Here is a 17407-nt window from a genome sequence, read left to right on the forward strand (position 1 = left end):
TATTGAACACTCTTTCCATTTTACTATAGTAAGTAGAGCGTTTTATCTCAATCTTCTAGGAAATAGTCTAATTTTTTGAGAATTATAATGATTATTCTATTTTTTTGTATACATTTTATCGCTATGTCGTAGCAATTGCTCCGCTTTGATTTTTTCAACTGCCTGAACTGTGTTTATTTCACCTTTGTGATACTCTTTATGAACTTGTTTAGAGACAGTTAAAAGATTCGTTTCATGATCACTACCGCCGTTAGATACAAAAATCAAGTGGTGGATTTCTAATTGCTGATTACTAGCGGGAATTCTGACACCAAAACGATTTGTGATCGCCAAATCTTCCCCTGTTATCCGACAGTAAAATCGATCTCTACTAGCAATCCTATATGGTAATGTGGAAATTCCCCGCTTGAAAAATGTCGCTTTACCGTAGTTTCGGCTACAACCATCCGAACAAAATGATCTGCGTCGACCTTCTAATGGTTGATTACACCATTTACACAAACGCTTATCTTCTCTAAAATCAATCGTTTCAAACCCTAGCTCTTCACCAAAGGCTTTTTCATATTCATAAAGACTAAGCCAACGTCTTGTGTAGGTATCTGATTTCTCTTCAAGACGCAGTTGACTCCCCTGCGCTTTATACTTATATTTATCTGGAATTTCTTCAATAATTTCTTTGATTTCTTTTTTTCTTTCAGTAGAAAAAGCTGGAAATTCATTAGCAGATAATTCACCTAAACCGAATTGTCCAATGGTTTTACATTTAAAACAGATATAAAACTGTGGTAATGCTGAAGTTTCTTCTGAAAAAAGTAATTCGACTTTCCTTGAACATTTCGGGCAGTAGGCTCCTGGTAGTTTAAAACGGTGGTAGTTCATATGGTCATTCCTTCGTGTTTTTTTCTATTATACCGTATTTTTACACTAAAAAAGTAGAGGATGGGTTGAACAACCCATCCTCTACTTTCGCTTAAAAATCAGAGATTATCCTAATTCTTCTGTTTTCTTAACAATTTTTTTAATTTCATGAATTGCCTTTTTTTGTTCTAAATAGCTTTTTACTTTATTTTCATCACTATCGATTTTGCCTAATGTTGTATCTAGCTTATCGATTTCATCATTGATTTTATATACCAATGATTCTTGATCATCGAGCCAATTTTCAGCATCTTCAACTGCTTTATCCTGTGCTTTTTGTTCTTCTTTTTCAATTTTATTTTCTTTACGGATAATTGATTTTACTTCATGAAGGGCTTTTTCTTGTTCAAAAAAATGTTTGATTTTGCTGTCCGTATCTTCCATTTTCCCAAGAGTAACGTCCAACTTATCCATTTCTTTCCCGATTTTTTCTACTAATTTTACTTCTTTTTCTGCATAATTTGTCATAACTTATTCCTCCTTGTCTTATCTAAATGCGTAAACGATATGCGTGATACCAAAAAGCATAAAATAAAATCCAACTAGAAAACTTAATGTTAGTGCTGAAGATAATGGGTTCATCAATAGCATGATCCCTAAAATGATGCCCAAAATATCAACAATTAAAGTGAACCAGAAATAGCCAGGACTAACTGCTTTGGCCAAATCTAACGTAAATAAACCAAATACAGAATCAAAAATAAACCAAATTGCAAAAATAAATGGTAAAGCTGCAACACCGATATTTAAATTAAATAAAAAGTACACCCCGATAATAACATCGATCACACCTAAAATAATTGGTGCATAGGCTTTGTAGCCAGTTAATTCTTTTAATCTGTTACGAGCGAAAATTTCAAAAATTCCTTTTAAAATCGCAAATATAGCGAAAACCAACACGATAGCAATCAAGTTTCCAGCTGGATCTTGAAATGATAATAACGCTGTTAAAACAAACAGAATTCCTAGAATCAAAGAACCCCAGTCTATTCCTTTTCTACTTGTTTCATTCATAATATCCACTTCCTTTTGTCTTATTTTCCCCTACAAATTTATGGTACTCCTAAATATTGGTCTAGTCAAAAATAAAGTCCTCTAGGTTAAGTTTGTATACGAATCGAACAGACTTTCAACTTAACTATTTGCCATTTCTGCTCAATCGATTTTACTTTGTCCTCGCTGTCAAACACTTCTAAACAAACTTTTTCCTAAAAAGCCACTATGTTGCTTTACAACATAGTAGCTTTTTGGTATATTGTATTACAAGATACTAACCTTAAAGGAGGAATTCAGTTGGATGCAACGCAAATGCTAAAAGGATTACTTGAGGGCTGCATCTTAAAAATCATTCAAAAAAAGACCGTTTACGGCTACGAAATGATCACTCTTTTATCAGAGTACGGTTTAAATATGGTCAGTGAAGGAAGTATTTATCCAGTCTTACTAAAACTACAAAAACAACACTTGATCGTTGGGGAAATGCGCCCCTCAACTGATGGACCCAAACGAAAATATTATTCTTTAACACCAGCTGGGGAAACCTATCTTCTTCAATTTGAAAAGCAATGGTCACTGATTTCAACAGGAGTAAATCACATTATGGAAAATGAGGGCTGAACATGAAAACAAAAGCTATGATCAAACAAAATAATGAATTAAGAAAGCAACTTAATCCAGAAAACAAGAAATACTATGAAGAGATTCTTGTTTATATCCGCGTAAACGTGAATAAAGATGAACAACAAACAGAGGAAATTCTCTTAGAAATCTTGCAAGATATTTTGGATGCACAAAAAAATGGGACTTCTGCCAAAGAATTTTTCGGAAAAAATCCGCAAGAAATCAGTGACAATATTTTAGCAGAACTACCAAGTAGCTCTGGAAGATCTTTAATAAAATTTGTTCTGCTGATCTTTGTTTTGCTTCTACAGTTTAATTTAATTACTATTCTTCTAGAGCCTGTAATAGCGATTAGTTTCTTTAAAACGGGTCTGCCAATTTTATTGTCTGTTGCGGCCATTTTTTTCATCCTTGCCATGGTGAAATACTACAGCTTTTCCAAAAAGACTAGCTATTTTTTTGCTCTACTTGCTTTTATTTGTTGGTTAGCGATTTTTTTAGTCCCCATCATTGATGCTAGATTAAACGGTATCGGACAAACAATCATCCTTTCACATCAAACCTTTGCTTTGATCCTCTTGATTTTATCTGGCATTATTTTAGTCGGATATTACTTAGAAAAAAGTAGCTTCTTTGAAATCATCCCTACTGTGATTCTAGCTATTTTAGAATTTACTGTTCTAATAGGAGTAGTAAACCCTGCTACATTATCATTAGGTAGCAAAGCTATCTTCTCAACACTGCTTCTACTGCTACTATTTGTCCTGCCTGCTATTCAATTTTATACACAAGAGAAACAAAGCTAGCTCCAGCTAAAAAAAAACAGCCTAACTCAAAACAAACAAGTTTTGAATTAGGCTATTTTATTTTTTCTTGCCAATTGAGCGAAAAGCTCGTTTGATTACATCGAAAAATCCTAAAGACTGCACCATATGATCTGGTGCTACATACTCCTGTATTTCTCTAAGTACTTTTTTAGGCTGTTTAGAAGAGAACGTAAATGTGCCATTTTTCTTGGTTTGGATCGCATAACGTGGAATCCATTTTCCTTTAAACATGACTGAAGCAATCACATAATCAACTTCTTCCCATGGAATTTGGACAAATTTACGGCTATCACGTGAATTGTAAAATTCAAAGCCTTTGTCGCCGATCATAATTTTTCCATAATCTGTAAGGCCAGTAAAAGCGGTGGCATCTGTTATGAAATCTACTTGTGTATTCAGTGATTGAACCATTTTATCTGCTCCATTTCCTCAGTGATTGATGTTACTTATCATTATATGTGTTTTTAAACGATTAAGCTATGTAAATGAAACTTGGGACAAAACCGAATGGCTTTACCCCAAGCATAAAACTCATAGACAGATTATAATAATCCGATTACGTGGCCAGCTACGCCGACTACGAATAAGCCAAGAATAATAACAATTGGTGATACTTTTTTCTTCAATAACCACATACAGAAGAATGTAAGTAGTAACGCTGCTAGTCCAGGAATCAATTGATCCAAGTTGTTTTGCAATGTTGTGACTTTCATTGCAGAAAGAGCTTTACCTGAGCCAACTTCTTCAAATGCTTTTTGTAGACCTTCGCCATTGATGGGTAGTTTGTCCCATTCAACATATGCACCTTTATCTAACTTAACTGTAGAAACGATTGGAATAAACTTGATCGATACCCACCGCTGTACCAAGGCTGCCAGTACGAACATCCCGAGGATCGAAGCTCCTTTAGTGACGTCTTGTAGTAAACCGCCTGAAAGGTCTTCTGTGATTTTAGAACCTGCTTTATAACCGAATTCTTGTGTATACCACATAAATGACCAACGGATAATATTCCAAGCTAAGAAGAAAATGATTGGTCCAAGAATGTTTCCGCCAATTGCAAGGGAAGCACCTAAGGCACCTAACATTGGACGGATCGTAAACCAGAATACTGGATCACCGACACCTGCTAAAGGTCCCATCATCCCAATTTTAACACCTTGAATCGCTACGTCATCAACAGGTGCGCCATTGGCACGTTCTTCTTCTAGCGCTAACGTTACACCTAGAATTGGTGAAGCAATATATGGGTGAGTGTTAAAGAACTCTAAGTGACGTTTTAGTGCAGATGAACGATCTTCTTTTGTTTTATATAATTTTTTGATCGCTGGGATCATTGAGAATGCCCAACCACCATTTTGCATACGTTCATAGTTCCAAGAACCTTGGATAAATGTAGAGCGCCATGCAACGGCTAAACGATCTTTTTTCGTTAATTTAATTTTTTCTGCCATGTCTCTTCTCCTCCTCTTAATTTAATAGTCGTTTAAGATATCGCCCAGCGGATCACCAGTATTGCCTCCGCCGCCGTTGCCGTTGCCATTTGAAGAACCACCCATTTTTGAAAGGTTCAAGTAGATCAATGCTAACGCTACGCCTAAGGCTCCAAGTGCGATCAATGTTAATTGAGAAATTGCCGCTACAACGAAACCAATGATAAAGAATGGCCATACTTCTTTGGTTGCCATCATGTTGATTACTAATGCATAACCTACAGCCACAACCATACCACCACCGATAGCCATACCTTCTGTCAACCATGCTGGCATTGATTCTAATGCTGATTGAACGGTTTCTGCTGGAATGAATAAAAGAGCTGCTGCTGGAATCGCAATACGAATCCCTTGCATACATACTGCTAAAATGTGTAACATTTCAATTTTTCTGATATCGCCTTTTTCAGCGGCCGCATCCATCATGTGCACGATCGGTACAGCAAGTGTACGAACGATCATTGTTAAGAAAAGACCAGCTACTGCAAGAGGTACAGCAATCGCGATTGCTGAAGGAACACCTTTAACACCTTGTCCGCCTAATACTAAAATAATTGCTGATGCAACAGATGCTAAGGCCGCATCCGGTGCTACTGCGGCTCCGATGTTCGCCCAACCAAGTGCGATCATTTGCAAAGTTCCGCCAAGAACGATCCCGGCTTCCAAGTTACCTGTTACTAAACCGATCAAGGTACACGCCACTAACGGTTGGTGAAATTGGAATTCATCTAGAATTCCTTCCATACCAGCTAGAAAGGCAACTAAAATTACTAAAATAATTGTTATAATAGACATGATAAGCCTCCTATTTTCATTTGAATTTTTAAGTTATTTTGATTTTGCTTCTGCTAACTCATGTTTTGCTTTTTTCAGGATTTCATCCATGTTAGCGCTAGAATCATTTGGAACTTTACGAACGTCAAACTTAACGCCTAAATCTTCCAATTTTTCAAAAGCTTCAACATCTTCTTGTCCCATTGATAATACTTTACTTACTACGACTTTACCGACTGAATGTGCCATAGAACCAACATTTACTTCTTTGATATCTACACCTGCTTCAACTACTTTTACCACATCTTCTGGGTTTTCAAACAGCAATAATGCTTTTGTATTCCCAAAACGTGGGTCTTTTGAAATTTCAATCATTTTACTGATTGGAATAACATTGGCTTTTACTCCTGGAGGAGCCGCTTGTTCAATCAATTTTTTACGAAGATCGTCTTTAGAAACAGCATCTGAAACAACAATAATGCGGTTTGGTAAAACCGATTTTGTCCAAGCTGTCGCTACTTGTCCATGTAACAAACGAGAATCGACACGTGCTAAAACAAATTTGATTTTGCCATCGCCTACTACTGTACCTTCAGGCAATGCACCTTTTGGCTGAGTATCTTCCACAGCAGCTTTTGGTGCTTCAGCAGGTTCTAACTCTTCAGGTTTGATTCTTACGCCTTCTTTAGCTGTTTCAAGAATATGTGTTGCGATTTCTTGAGCAGAATTCATTGAAAAACGAGACGCATATGCTTCAATCAACATTGGCAAGTTCAAACCGCTGACAATCGCCCATTTGTCTTTATGTTCTTCAAACAGACTGTTTGCTTGGTTAAACGGTGTTCCTCCCCATAAATCGACTAAGAACAATACTTCATCTTCTTCATCAAACGTTGCGATTGCTGCTTTTAATTTGGCTTTTAAATCATCTGGGCCTTCGCTAGGCATCAATACAACTGCTTGTACTTTTTCCTGTTCGCCAAAAATCATGGAACCGGATTGTAAAATGCCTTGAGCAAACTCCCCATGGCTAGCAATAATAATTCCTACCATAATTTGATACCTCCTATATTTTTTTCAAACTACTTATCACTAAATCACCAACAGATGAAAACACTGACTAGAAAATATAAAAAAGAAAAAATGCGTTACTCAATTTGTGTCTTCAATTACTTCTTGCAATCTGTCAGATGATTTTCGCTGACCACTATTACTCAACGATACTACGTCAACATTCGATCGATCGGATCACTCCTTCCAATTCTATGCATAAGTTACGATAATGAACATCGAGTCAGTCTGTCACGCCATTTATATAGAATCTGAAAAAAGACTCATACTAACTGTTCTTTTTTCAGCAATTCCATCATATCCACTTGGTTATCTGCAACGACTTTGCGGATTTCCAATTTAATCCCTTGATCATGCAAATACTTAAATGCTGCGATATCTTCTTTATTGACCGCAACAGCATTTGTGATCATTCGTTTTCCACTTGTAAAACTCATACCACCAATATTGACAGAGTTAAAGACTACATTCCCTTCAACTACACGTTTGACATCTTCAGGAATTGTGAACAACAGCATTACTTTTAAATTATCAAAACGCGCATCTGCAAAAGCCTCGATCATTTTATCGACCGTAATAACATTTACTTTTACACCGGGTGGAGCCGCTTGTACTAATAACGCTTTTCTCAGCGTATCATGAGCAACGGCATCACTAATGACTAAGATTCGGTTTACATTGGTGCTTTTAGTCCAGACAGTCGCTACTTGTCCGTGGATCAAACGATCATCGATCCGCACTAAACGAATATCCATCATGTCTTGCTCTCCTTCATTTCATTAGTTCCTTTAGCACATTCTTAATACTTTATTAATAAAATACTATGCTCTGACATTTATTGCCAAAATAACGACTAGCAAAATTAGCTAAAGTATTCAAAAATGCTTACGTAACGAACAGATTTCATCCGTCGACTTATTTAAAGCAAGTTTCGTGCCAAAATTAGTGTATTGTACATCAAAAGGAAAAACTAAGGGATTATTTAAGAAAATACACCAAGAAGATACACTAAAACAGTGTATCTCCTTGGTGTATCGCCCCTAGTGTATCTTCTGTATTTTCTATTTGATTCAACTGTGTATTTTTAATCAGTTGAATAATATAATAAATTTCTTCCATTGGTAATTCTAATTGGAATAGTTGTTTAAGATATAGTGCCGCTTTCATCACCACGTCATAGCTAGGCTCAGATGTAATTTGATCTAATTCTTCTTGAGTAAGTGATAATGTATCATGCTGTAGCACTCTTTCGAGCATTCCAGCTAAATGCATGACTAAATTCACATAAAAGGAATAATCCAACTGCAAATCCAATTTTGTTCGAATGATATCTGCAAACTCCCATAATGGATTGATGATTTTTTTAGGATTGATAAAAGTAAAACTTTCTTCCATATAATCCATACAGATTTTTCGGGCAACTGATTCGTCCATTTCTTGAGCTTCCACATAAATCTCACTATCCATCAATAACTGATTGATCACAGATTCAGCTTCACCTGAGAAAAATGTTTCCATTGGGATAAACGGTGCAGCGATTTTAGGATCAGTGATTCCTGTTGCCGCAATAACGCGATATTCTTCTTGAATCGCAACAAGTTGCTCTTGCATATCTATAATAGACAACGGTAATACTTCTAATTCTAGGTCTAACTGTGGTAGCACAGCGGCTTCGATCATTTCTTTCATCCGTTTGGCTGTCCCCTCACCAGAAGCACAGATCGCAATGATCACGCGTTTTTTCCAAGGGGCTAACGGATCCAGCTCTCTTTCTTGGTGGATCTCCGCATAACCTTGGAAGTTTTTCAATGAATCATATAGTGTGTCTAACTGTGTATCGATCAATGTTGTTTTTCTTGCAGTTTCTAAAACGATTGGGGTCGTGACCATATCCACCGTACGAACGTCGATGCCTGTTTGCCGTGTGATTTCATCTGAAAAAGTAGCAAGTGAGCCCATATCGACTAAAAGAATCACACCGCTGTCTTCATTGACTTCTTTCACTACATTGACAATTTGACGCAGCGCTTCTTTGGGCTGCATTTCTAAAGGCATGTCAACTGCCCTTAAGTTATCAACATTCAACAATTGTGATACAACTTGCACCATACTTGTCGCGGTACTTTTTCCATGTGCTGCAACCACGATCCCAATTCGTCCTGCATCTTTGTTTTCCCTCAGTGAAATCAAGAGAACTGCTAAATAATAGGTTTCAAATTCTGGGATCTTCATTTGGTAATTGATTTCAATGATTCTTTTGATTTCTTGGGCTGTTTCAAATTCTACTGGATAATCCAACACCATATTTCTGATATTTTCATTTAATTGATGCTGACGCTCTTCGCCATTTTGGATTCGTTTTAAAAACGAACTAATGTGTAAGCTCATCGCATAAATAAAATTTGACTGAAAATTATAATTTAGTTTTTGTTTAGCGAAATTATAAATTTCTTTGGTAACGTCAATAATCCGTTGATCTACGATTTCTGCTAGTTTGTTCTCCGTATCAAAAGTAAAACCATGATCTTTATAGAAGGATTTTAAATGGACATTGATATCTGTCGTAATAAAGTTATTGATCACTTCTTGCTCTAAACCATCCGCTTTTAATAAGGCTGCTTTATCTCCAATGATTTCGTATAAATTATACGGTAATTCATAGGAATCTGACTGAATCGTAACTAGTGGTTCATTTGGTGCTACAATCATTTGCGGTTCTAAATACTTAGAGAGCTCAGCTAAGGTTTCCCGATTACTTGCCAGTTGCATCATGCCATCTTTAATACTGTCTGTCAGCTCATCGATCGTGATTGCTAGTTCATCTTGGTCAATATGATTTAAAAACCCTCTAGCTGTTACTAACTGAACATTCGATTTCAACTGACCAACATTTCCATAAGACACACTGCCGATCAACGCTTTGACTACATCCTCGGATAAGGAAATTTTACGCTGGATGCGTGAAGCTTCCATTGAAATCATGACTCTTAGCAAATCAATTTTCTCTTTTGCCGGACGATCGATAAAATTTGGTAACTGAATAATAATCGGAATTCTTCGGACAAAAGTGTTTAATAAAGATGAGGTTGGATTTTCAGTCGTGGCACAAACGATCCGTACATCTGCATGACGATTTTTGACTGTTTCACCAAGTCTTGAATAGGTGCCATGATCCATAAAATAAAAGACCATCTCCTGACCTTCTGGTGGTAAACGGTGAACTTCATCAAGAAACAAAATACTCCCGTCTGCTTCATGAATGATCCCTTCTTTGGCCTTCGTCGCACCTGTAAATGCGCCTTCAGCATAACCAAAAAGGTGAGACATCAATAATTCAGGATTATGAGCATAATCAGCACAGTTAAAAACAACTAATTTTTTATCTGGATCGATCACATGATTCAATAGCGCAAATTGAAACATCGCATGGGCAAAATAGGTTTTACCTGATCCCGTTGGTCCGGTAATTAAACAATTTAACCCTTTTGGCGGATAGAGAATAGCTGCTTTCGCTTGTTCAACAGGCGTTCGCATACTTCCTGTTGAGCCGATCATTCCTTTAAAAATATCATCTCCAGCAAATTTCTTCGTTGGCTTATGTAGCTCTTCTGCGGTAGTATTTTGACCATTTACTAAACTATCTTCCCGATAACTCATGACAGGTTTAGACAACGGCTGATATTTAAAAATCGCTTTATCGACATATTTAACTGGACGCCCGTCCGTTTTCTCTAATAACCCTTCTCGAACAAGCTGATTCAAGTCTTTGCTGGCATTAGTTCTTTGGATATCTAAAGTTTCTGAAACTTCTCCTGTCGTTACTCCGCCGCCTAAAGAAACATCACTAGGTGTTAAATTTTCAGTCTGTTCTTTTACATAAAGGTAAATTCGTTCAATACGCTTCAAATTGGTCTCTCCTTTCTTTTTTTAAAACGTAGCGAGTTCATCTACTGCCTCATTCATAATTTATCGTTTTCTCGATTACTTCAACAAATAGGTACTACTCTCCATTTGTTCAATTTTTTCATAGTGTTTCAGGGCAATCCTTAGAACTTTACCTCTTAGGGATAAATGTGATTGTTAGCTCGTAACAATCTATGCGTAACCGATAAACGATACACTATTTTTATGTGTATCATACAGTGTATCGTTTCAAAAGTATACTAATAACCTTTTATTAGAATGTTCCACATGAAACACTTCTTTTTTAAATTCCCTTCATTTTGGTAAAAACTATAAGGTATTTCTGAAAAAGTCTGAAATTCCTTGAAAAATGTGGGTTTCCTCGCTATAATGCAGAGAGGTTTAACTATTCTATATGAAGTGAGGAAAACAATTGATTACTGTAAATGATGTAAGTTTGCTATTTTCTGACCGCAAACTTTTTGATGATGTAAATATTAAATTCACACCTGGTAACTGTTATGGTTTAATTGGTGCTAATGGCGCTGGTAAATCAACATTCTTAAAGATTTTATCTGGTGATATCCAACCAACAACTGGGAATGTTGCTTTAGGTCCTGATGAGCGTTTAGCTATCTTGAAACAAAATCATTTTGATTTTGAAGACAATACTGTTCTAGAAACAGTTATTATGGGTCACAAACGTTTGTATGAAGTAATGAAAGAAAAAGATGCTGTCTACATGAAAGAAGATTTCACTGATGAAGATGGTATAAAAGCGGCTGAACTTGAAGGTGAATTTGCTGAGTTAGATGGTTGGGAAGCTGAACCCGAAGCAGCTGTTTTACTACAAGGATTGAATATCCCTGAAAGTCTTCATGACCAAAAAATGAGTGAATTGACAGCGGGTCAAAAAGTCAAAGTATTACTTGCTCAATCACTATTTGGTAAACCTGATGTTTTACTACTAGATGAGCCGACCAATGGTTTGGATACTCGTTCAATCAACTGGTTAGAAGAATTTTTGATCAACTTTGAAAATACCGTTATCGTCGTTTCCCATGACCGTCACTTTTTAAATAAAGTATGTACGCATATGGCCGATCTTGATTTCGGAAAAATCAAATTATATGTTGGTAACTACGACTTTTGGTTAGAGTCAAGCCAATTAGCAGCGAAATTACAATCAAATGCTAACGCTAAAAAAGAAGAACAAATCAAAGAGCTACAAGACTTTATCGCTCGTTTCAGTGCGAATGCATCGAAATCAAAACAAGCAACTTCTCGTAAAAAGATGTTAGATAAAATTACCTTAGATGATATTCAACCATCATCACGCCGTTACCCATTCGTTGGCTTTACACCAGATAGAGAAATCGGAAATGATTTACTCCACGTGGAAAATGTCTCTGTAACGATCGATGGCAAGAAAATTTTAGACAATATTTCTTTCTCTTTAAATAACGTTGATAAAGTAGCGTTCATTGCTGATAATGATATCGTTACAACAACATTATTTAAAGTGATCATGGGAGAAATTACACCTGATACAGGTAGTGTCCGTTGGGGCGTTACAACAACGCAAGCATACTTACCAAAAGATAACAGCAAAGACTTTGATACTGATCTAACGATTTTAGATTGGTTACGTCAATTTGCAAGTAAAGAAGAAGACGACAATACGTTCTTACGTGGGTTCTTAGGAAGAATGTTATTCTCTGGAGAAGACGTACTGAAATCAGTTAACGTCCTTTCTGGGGGCGAAAAAGTTCGTGTGATGTTATCTAAATTGATGCTGTCTAAATCAAATGTTCTTGTTTTAGATGATCCTACCAATCACTTGGATCTAGAATCAATTACAGCTTTGAATGATGGATTAATGGCATTTACTGGCGCAATTTTATTTGCTTCACATGACCACCAATTTATTCAAACATTAGCGAACCGCATTATTGCTGTATCCGATAAAGGTGTCGTTGACCGTGCAGATACAACTTATGATGAGTTTTTGGAAAATAAAGACGTTCAAAAACAATTAGATGAACTGTTTTCTAGTGAATATTAAGGGGAATATCAATAGAACAATAACTTATTGTCAATAGAAAAGATCATAGACTATTGAAGTCGTTCCAAAAGATTCCCTTTTTGGAATGACTTCATAGTCTATGATCTTTTTTAATGGATCTATTGTCCAGATAATTATCAAATAGAAGTTTCTAAACTATCTAATGAGACTACCACTTTCTGCTATTCCTAAACAGCAAATATGAATAACTAACAAACACTACTATACAGCAAATTGAAAGTATCATACCCAACTTAAATCCCTGTGGTAAATATTCAAATTCTATTTGATGTTTTCCTGAAGGAACAAGGATACTCAATACGCCATCATTGATTGTACGGATAGCCACTTCTTTTCCGTCAATTTTAGCTTTCCAACCTTTATCAGCCGCAATTGTTGTAAAAAGCACTCGTTCATTCTCAGTAACCACTTCAGCAGTAGCTTTTCGTCCAGATACCTTAAATTCTACACCTTGTTCTTGTGCTTTTTTAGTGGCTTCAACAAATTTTCCTGTATCTAAGCTTAATACTTTTGGTTCAAATAATTCTAAATGATCCGTATGTTCAAAAATTACTTTTGCAGTTATTTCTTGTGCATTTTGATAATTTCCCAGAGAATAATACTGCCCCGTTTTGGTCATGGGTGTGTTTGATTGTTGTTTATCTGTATTTATTTTTACTCTCAATGGGCTTAAGTTCTCATAACTTGCAGGTAATAAATCTATATAAACTTGTGATGCCTTATCTATTTTAATTTTCCATTCAATTTCAATTGGTTTCTCTTTTTCTTTTGTATTTAAAACAAGTATATCTTTTCCATATTTTGATTCTTTCGTTACCTTTGCATTCTCTATCTTAACGATTTCGGGAGAGAGTGTCTCATAAAATTTATTGTCTATACCTGAAAGAACTGACAATAGTTGTTCTGGATCTGAAGAAATATCTTGTTCGTACACTCTTTCATCTGTTAATACCCCCATAGGTAATGCATTTTGATTCTTATATAAATAGTTCTTTCCCGATTCACCAATTTTCTCAAAACCTGCCTTGGATAAAGGTTTGTTTGAGACATTATATTTTATACCCATCAGTGCATCTGGAATTAACGTATTATTCTGATAATAAACTTGTAAATTTGTACCTGCTGAACGAAATCCTAATGTGTTCATATAATTAGATGAATGACGGTTTCTAATTGACGAAAACATCCCAATACCACTATATCCGTAACGAAAACTTTCATTGTTGGAAAGTGCCGTTAGGTTCTCCAATCGATAGAACTGAGTATTTTCTTTTTCAGTTTGTGATACTAGCTGCTGAACTGCTACATAATCTTTATCATATAAAGATCGGTCTGGATATCCCCAGTCATTATCAATCCCTCTCACCATATAGACCGTATTGATCCCAATTTCCAGAACGAATACACTTACAAAAAGACCAATCAAAATAGTCAGTTTCCCTTTTACTTTATGATGCAAAAAAAATAATACTAAATAGCTTGCTAAAAAGATCAATGTTAAAATAAATGACGTATACGTTAAATAATCGTATCTTTCACCTTTCGCAGTTACAACACGAACTATTGAAAAAACTATTAGTAATCCTATGATAATATTTACAATTTTTTCAAAATCTTCTTTTTTATATTTTGACCAACCATACCCTGCCAATAATAATATTGTAAAAGAAAATAAAAAGCTAAATCGAAAAAGAAACATATTGGGTGCATGAAAACCATGCCAAAATAAATTTAGCCTTTCAAAATAAAAACTAGCGATAATAATCAATAATAAAATCCCATAAAATAGCTTATTTAAACGTGTTACTTTTTTGCTCAAGAAAAAAAAGAAACAAAATACAATTGGCAAAAGTCCTACATAAATAAACGGTATAGAGCCATAACCCGTTGTATCATATACACCAATCATATTTTTTATTACTAAATCCCATGGACCTGTTGCGGCAGTCTTTAACTTTGTTATTTCTGTTAAAGCTTCTCCATTTGTTTTTAAATCAATCATTGTTGGTAACAGGACAACCAGTGATGCGCCACCAGCAAGTAGGGAAGTAACTAAATAACTAATGCTTTTCTTTATATAGTGTTTTCTGTTTGTCAATAATCGTACTAAAAAATAGAGAAATGAGTAAACACCAACCATAAAACCAATATAAAAATTAGAGATAAATAAGAGGAAATAGCTTAAAAATAATAAATTAGGACGATGATAATCCATTAGTCGATTGATTCCTAGAATTATTAGCGGTAAGTAAAGTATGCCATCTAACCACATAATAACTTCTGAATTAGCAACAGTAAATCCCATTAAAGCATAACTAATACTAAGCATCAGATTGCCCCATTTGGGAATATTAAACGTTCGAGACGAGAAGAACCAAAAAGATAAGCCTATAGCCCCTACTTTAATCAATGTTAGAAAATAAACAAAGTCTGGAATATTTTGATTATCAAAAAAATAAACAAGCGGTGTAAAAATGCCACCTAGATAATAACTAATAAACGATAAATAGTTTAATCCTAACGAACCTGACCAAGTGTAAAAAATACTCTGATCACTTTTCATCATTGTATTAAAATTTGCAAAAAAGTTGGAATACTGGCCAAATGAATCACTCGCTAGTATACTTATTTTACTTCCAGGGTAGATTCCTATTGAAAAATAGACGCTGCTTAAAATTAGAATAGGGATAACAACACTTGCTAGAGCATATTTGTTTATACGAAATGATTGGATCTTTTTTAATTTGTCCATAATACTCGTTCACCTACTTTGACTAGTAATTTTATTGAATTAATCCTATACGGTTTAATGGATAATATCGAAAAAATGCTACTCCTTCTATTTGTTTAATCGAAACCAGTCCAAATGAACGACTATCATTTGAATGGTTTCGATTATCTCCCATTACGAAATAATTGTTTTTTGGAATCTTTTCTAATCCTTTTAATTCATTCGCAACGGACGCATCAAGCGTTACTGTAACGATTTTATTATCCTCTGTTTCTAAATAAAGAGTGTTTTTGTCTATTTTAATTGTATCATTTGGGATACCGATCACTCGTTTTATATATGACTCTTTCGGTTTTTTTAATGGATCCAACGTAACAAGTTCATACCGCTTAGGTGTTTTTCCTTTATCGATTAGAATACGGTCCCCTTCTGTAAAAGTCGGAATCATTGAAGAACCGTTTACAACATGCGTATTAATTTTAAATAATAATACTAAACAAAGACAAACCCACAAAAAAAATAAAGCATTCTTTATTGTAAGTTTAGAATGCTTGCTCGGTATCTCTTCGCAGCTTGAATAATGATTTCGTTTTATCTTCAGAAGACTTCTTCCTTTCCTTTATGTCCTTTAACCTAAAAACTTGCTAGTCGATGCAAAGGTAAGATTCGCATCTCAACAATACCTATGATATCCTTCTCATCTATCAAGCCATAATAACGCGAATCTGTAGAGTATTGTCGATTATCTCCTAAGACTAAGTATTTATCTTTTGGAATAGTATCGTATTTTACATTCGGTAACTGTTGTAACTGAAAGTCATCTGTTACTAGTTCTTCATTTTGTTTGGCATGATTTAACTGTTTTTGTAAAAAGCGTTCGACTGTTTCTTGCTGATTAATGAATAATTGATCATTTTTATATTGAATACTTTCACCAGGCAAACCAATTACACGTCTAATAGATGTCTCTTGACTATTTGGGATTTTAAAAAAAATAAGTTTAAAGCGTTGGACTTTTCCTAAACGATTAACAAAAAAACGATCATTGTTGTTCAATGTAGGCGTCATACTATATCCTTCTACTTTTGGCAAAGTAAAAACCGTTAATGATAGAATTCCGAAGAGAATAGACACTATCATTACCGTTATGATAATTTCTTTCCAAAACTCTATCATTCTTTTTTTTCTCTTCATCATTTTTTTCTTTTTTGATTTCTTTTTATTACTTTTGGATGCAATAGGATTAATCCTAGCATTTTTCTTATTTTTTCTTTTATAATTTCTATTTGACATAGTCATCATCCAATTATTTTTTTTGCTGTAATGCCTGTTCATTTACCTTGAAATATTCAATTATTTTCTTTTGAGTGGCTTGTGTTTTCTGTATCACACTAATGTACTCTTCACGTTTCTCTGGATTATCAACCATTTCGCTACTTTGATTGTTTAAATTTAAACCTAGCTCTTTCATTTGATTGTAATACCTTGATAATAATCGTTGTCCTTCTGATGTTAACCTGCCGTCAGCGCCGCGCATTCCAAAACTTGATAACTTTGCCGCTAGCTCTCTTAAATTATTTTCAACTTTTTCAGAATTATTATTTTCACTTAACTGATTGATTTGATTAACTGTCTCATTTAGTAAATAATAGCCTTGGACAATCCCATCAGAATCTTGTTCTCCTAAATTTGTGGCTTGATAGTATCGCGAATAAAAGGCTGTTGCACACAGACAAATTGCCAGAATAGAAAATACTAAAAGATTACGCCTTTGCTTTTTTAGCTTTACAGTTGTTTTTTTTATTTTTCGTCTGATTTTTTTCCGTTTTCGAGTATTTTTTGATCTTATAAGAGATAATTGATTTAACTGTTTGCGAATCTGAAACAAGCGAAAGAAACAGAATAAAGAAAACAATGCAAAGAGGATAGCACTTGATAATGTTGCAATAAATACCCAGTCCAATAAAAGCATCTTTCTATCCCC

Annotated in this window: 16 protein-coding genes; 3 read left to right on the forward strand and 13 right to left on the reverse strand. The window is 35.0% G+C overall.

The window, feature by feature from the left end; genetic code table 11:
- Nucleotides 1-96: 96 nt before the first annotated feature.
- The 3 genes from A5866_RS10795 to A5866_RS10805 all read right to left on the reverse strand — a co-directional run bounded on the left by A5866_RS10795 (nt 97) and on the right by A5866_RS10805 (nt 1932).
- On the reverse strand, nt 97-879 hold the full coding sequence (locus A5866_RS10795; RefSeq protein ID WP_086445408.1) for an HNH endonuclease: 783 nt from the start codon (nt 877-879) through the stop codon (nt 97-99).
- A gap of 105 nt (nt 880-984) precedes the next feature.
- On the reverse strand, nt 985-1386 hold the full coding sequence (locus tag A5866_RS10800; RefSeq protein ID WP_086277747.1) for a hypothetical protein: 402 nt from the start codon (nt 1384-1386) through the stop codon (nt 985-987).
- Between the two features lie 18 nt (nt 1387-1404).
- Nucleotides 1405-1932, reverse strand: a complete 528-nt coding sequence (locus A5866_RS10805; RefSeq protein WP_086277745.1) for an HdeD family acid-resistance protein — start codon at nt 1930-1932, stop codon at nt 1405-1407.
- Nucleotides 1933-2211: 279 nt separating this feature from the next.
- Here A5866_RS10805 and A5866_RS10810 point away from each other — a divergent pair, with 279 nt between their 5' ends.
- Together A5866_RS10810 and A5866_RS10815 are read left to right on the forward strand one after the other, a co-directional pair.
- A complete protein-coding gene (locus A5866_RS10810; protein WP_086277743.1) occupies nt 2212-2535 on the forward strand; it encodes a PadR family transcriptional regulator in 324 nt (107 codons plus the stop codon).
- Nucleotides 2536-2552: 17 nt separating this feature from the next.
- Nucleotides 2553-3344, forward strand: a complete 792-nt coding sequence (locus tag A5866_RS10815) for a hypothetical protein (protein ID WP_254907625.1) — start codon at nt 2553-2555, stop codon at nt 3342-3344.
- A gap of 57 nt (nt 3345-3401) precedes the next feature.
- On the opposite strand, the gene A5866_RS10820 is transcribed toward A5866_RS10815, so the two are convergent.
- From A5866_RS10820 to A5866_RS10845, 6 genes are all read right to left on the reverse strand, one after another.
- The gene (locus A5866_RS10820) at nt 3402-3776 is read right to left on the reverse strand and encodes a DUF956 family protein (RefSeq protein ID WP_086277739.1); all 375 of its coding nucleotides are present in this window, start codon (nt 3774-3776) and stop codon (nt 3402-3404) included.
- 131 nt (nt 3777-3907) lie between these two features.
- On the reverse strand, nt 3908-4819 hold the full coding sequence (locus A5866_RS10825) for a PTS system mannose/fructose/sorbose family transporter subunit IID (RefSeq protein ID WP_086277737.1): 912 nt from the start codon (nt 4817-4819) through the stop codon (nt 3908-3910).
- A 21-nt stretch (nt 4820-4840) separates the two neighbouring features.
- A complete protein-coding gene (locus A5866_RS10830) occupies nt 4841-5653 on the reverse strand; it encodes a PTS mannose/fructose/sorbose transporter subunit IIC (protein WP_086277735.1) in 813 nt (270 codons plus the stop codon).
- Between the two features lie 33 nt (nt 5654-5686).
- Entirely contained in the window at nt 5687-6685 is a 999-nt protein-coding gene (locus tag A5866_RS10835; RefSeq protein ID WP_086277733.1) for a mannose/fructose/sorbose PTS transporter subunit IIA, read from the reverse strand.
- Nucleotides 6686-6966: 281 nt separating this feature from the next.
- A complete protein-coding gene (locus A5866_RS10840; protein ID WP_086445406.1) occupies nt 6967-7461 on the reverse strand; it encodes a mannose/fructose/sorbose PTS transporter subunit IIB in 495 nt (164 codons plus the stop codon).
- Between the two features lie 250 nt (nt 7462-7711).
- Nucleotides 7712-10609: a sigma-54-dependent transcriptional regulator gene (locus tag A5866_RS10845; RefSeq protein ID WP_086445405.1), complete on the reverse strand. Its 2898-nt coding sequence runs from the start codon at nt 10607-10609 to the stop codon at nt 7712-7714.
- 430 nt (nt 10610-11039) lie between these two features.
- On the opposite strand from A5866_RS10845, the gene A5866_RS10850 reads away from it, so the two are divergent.
- Nucleotides 11040-12671 carry an ABC-F family ATP-binding cassette domain-containing protein gene (locus tag A5866_RS10850; protein ID WP_086277727.1) on the forward strand — a complete coding sequence of 544 codons (1632 nt, stop codon included), beginning with the start codon at nt 11040-11042 and terminating at the stop codon, nt 12669-12671.
- Between the two features lie 169 nt (nt 12672-12840).
- Here the strand turns inward: A5866_RS10850 and A5866_RS10855 are convergent, their stop codons facing one another.
- From A5866_RS10855 to A5866_RS10870, 4 genes are all read right to left on the reverse strand, one after another.
- Nucleotides 12841-15444, reverse strand: coding sequence for a YfhO family protein (locus A5866_RS10855; RefSeq protein ID WP_086445404.1), 2604 nt, complete (start codon nt 15442-15444; stop codon nt 12841-12843).
- Between the two features lie 31 nt (nt 15445-15475).
- Complete coding sequence (lepB, locus tag A5866_RS10860; protein WP_176271375.1) at nt 15476-15937, reverse strand: signal peptidase I; 462 nt, start codon at nt 15935-15937, stop codon at nt 15476-15478.
- Between the two features lie 119 nt (nt 15938-16056).
- On the reverse strand, nt 16057-16716 hold the full coding sequence (gene lepB / locus A5866_RS10865; RefSeq protein ID WP_254907624.1) for a signal peptidase I: 660 nt from the start codon (nt 16714-16716) through the stop codon (nt 16057-16059).
- A 13-nt stretch (nt 16717-16729) separates the two neighbouring features.
- Nucleotides 16730-17395: a hypothetical protein gene (locus tag A5866_RS10870; RefSeq protein ID WP_086445402.1), complete on the reverse strand. Its 666-nt coding sequence runs from the start codon at nt 17393-17395 to the stop codon at nt 16730-16732.
- Nucleotides 17396-17407: the final 12 nt, after the last annotated feature.

The sequence above is a fragment of the Enterococcus sp. 12C11_DIV0727 genome, from assembly GCF_002148425.2.
In the GTDB taxonomy this organism is placed as follows: Bacteria; Bacillota; Bacilli; order Lactobacillales; family Enterococcaceae; genus Enterococcus_L; species Enterococcus_L lemimoniae.

Excerpts from the sequence above, each read along its gene's own strand:
- A5866_RS10840 (WP_086445406.1), bottom strand. The coding sequence starts at position 7,461 with ATGATGGATATTCGTTTAGTGCGGATCGATGATCGTTTGATCCACGGA.
- A5866_RS10870 (WP_086445402.1), bottom strand. The coding sequence starts at position 17,395 with ATGCTTTTATTGGACTGGGTATTTATTGCAACATTATCAAGTGCTATC.
- A5866_RS10800 (WP_086277747.1), bottom strand. The coding sequence starts at position 1,386 with ATGACAAATTATGCAGAAAAAGAAGTAAAATTAGTAGAAAAAATCGGG.
- A5866_RS10815 (WP_254907625.1), top strand. The coding sequence starts at position 2,553 with ATGATCAAACAAAATAATGAATTAAGAAAGCAACTTAATCCAGAAAAC.
- A5866_RS10805 (WP_086277745.1), bottom strand. The coding sequence starts at position 1,932 with ATGAATGAAACAAGTAGAAAAGGAATAGACTGGGGTTCTTTGATTCTA.
- A5866_RS10830 (WP_086277735.1), bottom strand. The coding sequence starts at position 5,653 with ATGTCTATTATAACAATTATTTTAGTAATTTTAGTTGCCTTTCTAGCT.
- A5866_RS10820 (WP_086277739.1), bottom strand. The coding sequence starts at position 3,776 with ATGGTTCAATCACTGAATACACAAGTAGATTTCATAACAGATGCCACC.
- A5866_RS10825 (WP_086277737.1), bottom strand. The coding sequence starts at position 4,819 with ATGGCAGAAAAAATTAAATTAACGAAAAAAGATCGTTTAGCCGTTGCA.
- A5866_RS10835 (WP_086277733.1), bottom strand. The coding sequence starts at position 6,685 with ATGGTAGGAATTATTATTGCTAGCCATGGGGAGTTTGCTCAAGGCATT.
- A5866_RS10795 (WP_086445408.1), bottom strand. The coding sequence starts at position 879 with ATGAACTACCACCGTTTTAAACTACCAGGAGCCTACTGCCCGAAATGT.
- A5866_RS10855 (WP_086445404.1), bottom strand. The coding sequence starts at position 15,444 with ATGGACAAATTAAAAAAGATCCAATCATTTCGTATAAACAAATATGCT.
- lepB (WP_254907624.1), bottom strand. The coding sequence starts at position 16,716 with ATGTCAAATAGAAATTATAAAAGAAAAAATAAGAAAAATGCTAGGATT.